This window comes from Psychrobacter sp. T6-1 (genome assembly GCF_052258445.1).
The window spans coordinates 1-1454 of sequence record NZ_JBQQFC010000449.1; the positions used below are offsets into that span (position 1 = coordinate 1).

Sequence of the window (1454 nt, forward strand, 5' to 3'; positions counted from 1 at the left end):
TCAAGCGCTGAGCGCTGCAAATACGCTAAATGATACTCCAAAAACCGCCATAACTCACAAGGCGTCTGTACTGCTGTAAGTATAGCGTGCCAGTCCTGTCGACTAAAAATTTGTAGCTGCTGAACGTTTTCGCTCATATCAACGACCAGATCCTCCATAAAGTAGCGCGCGCCAAAGCTGTGCTCAAAAGCGCGGCTTTGAGCATTTTGTATATCTAAAAGACTAAACGCTTGACTTAGATCGTTATGATTGTGGAGCTGAATATCAAAGGTTAATAGATTGTGACTTTTTAAATCCTCAGCATTCTGTGTCAAAAACAGTTTATGCCATGCCAACGCCCCCTTAATCATAGCCATGCGCTCGCTTTCTATGACGCTACGACTACTGTGCGCTGGCAAGTAAAGGGTGAAGGCTAATACATTAATCCCACCCAAAGGCAACTGATAGCGGTATAAAGTGGCATGATGCTGTGCGCTATTTGTACCTAGTGGTACTGGAAGCGCAACCTCAACAGGCCGTACTGATAAGTAGCAGGCTAAATCTTTTGCTAAAAAAGGCGGCGTGCTCTTTGGGGTTTTAGACAAAATTTGACCCTTTCATTGGTAAATCAAAATAATCTTTAAATAAACAGCATAAGTGCAATCTTATTCTCTAGTACGATAAAAAATACTATACATAAGAATAATTATACACAATCGCTTTCATAGCGATGAGTTGTTATGATGACTAAAATAGCTACAAACAAACTGATGTTCTGTCAATTATTTTAGCCATGTTCAGTTATATCTACGGCGCACTTACCACTTATAATAACAAGGATTCAAAATTATGAAACGTTTTAAAGAAAAAACCGTGATCGTCACTGGTGCAGGTTCAGGCATGGGGCGTGCAACCGCTATCCGTTTTGCCGATGAAGGCGCTAATGTTGTGCTAGTGGGGCGTACTGCTGAGACTTTGGAGGAGACCGCAGGCGAATTTCCACAGGACAAAACGTGGATTCATTCAGACAATTATATGGTTGTCGTTTGCGATATTAGCGACCAAGGTCAAGTACAGGAGATGATTAAGCGCGTTATAGACAAGTTTGAGCACTTAGATATCGTCGTAAACAATGCAGGCAAAGGCATGCAGGGCAAAATCATAGACTTATCTGCCGAGGACTGGCAATCGGCTATGGACGTCAATTTAAATGGCACTTTTTATGTTTGCCAAGCTGCCCTGCCACACTTAATAAAAACCAAAGGCAATATCGTCAACGTCTCATCGCTATCTGGTATCGGTGGCGACTGGAATATGGCGGCTTACAATGCAGCTAAGGCAGGCGTGACCAATCTTACGCGTACCTTAGCGCTCGATCATGGTGCAGACGGCGTCCGTGTTAACGCGGTCAACCCTACTGCGACCAAAACCAGTATGACTAAAGACATGCGAGAGGATCAAGAAAAGGTGGATAA

The 1454-nt window shown here is 43.3% G+C and carries 2 protein-coding genes; one reads left to right on the forward strand and one right to left on the reverse strand.

Annotation, left to right across the window (positions count from 1 at the left end):
- Window positions 1-584 (reverse strand): hypothetical protein (locus ACTXGO_RS13685; RefSeq protein WP_443574909.1); only part of this gene is annotated, 584 nt, incomplete at its 3' end.
- Between the two features lie 244 nt (window positions 585-828).
- On the opposite strand from ACTXGO_RS13685, the gene ACTXGO_RS13690 reads away from it, so the two are divergent.
- Window positions 829-1454, forward strand: a 626-nt coding sequence (locus ACTXGO_RS13690; RefSeq protein ID WP_443574910.1) for an SDR family NAD(P)-dependent oxidoreductase, incomplete at its 3' end; no start/stop codon positions are given.